Origin of the sequence: Chryseobacterium sp. SIMBA_029, from assembly GCF_046535275.1 — a bacterium.
Lineage (GTDB): Bacteria > Bacteroidota > Bacteroidia > Flavobacteriales > Weeksellaceae > Chryseobacterium.
This window is the reverse complement of the sequence record NZ_JAWRXA010000222.1, coordinates 1-278: the sequence shown is the minus strand read 5'-3', so window position 1 is coordinate 278 and position 278 is coordinate 1. Positions and strand designations below refer to the sequence as shown.

At 66.5% G+C, this 278-nt stretch carries 1 protein-coding gene; it reads left to right on the top strand.

The window, feature by feature from the left end:
* The coding region (locus SB679_RS23910) for a molybdopterin cofactor-binding domain-containing protein (protein ID WP_410704736.1) at nt 1–278 on the top strand (278 nt) is incomplete at both ends.

Here is a 278-nt window from a genome sequence, read left to right as displayed (position 1 = left end):
ATGCAATCGAATTGCACGCGGCGACCCTCGCATGGGAAGGGAACACGCTGCGCATCCACGACACCGTGCAGGCCGTGGCTCACGAAGCGTGGTCGATCGCCCAGGCGTTCGGCATCGACGAGAAGGATGTGCATGTGACGTCGCCGTACGTCGGCGGCGGCTTCGGTTCGAAGACGCTCTGGCAGCATCAGGTGCTGGCTGCGGCCGCGGCGAAGCTGGCGCAGCGCCCAGTGCGCATGACGTTGTCGCGGGAAGGTGTGTTTCGCGTCGTCGGCGGC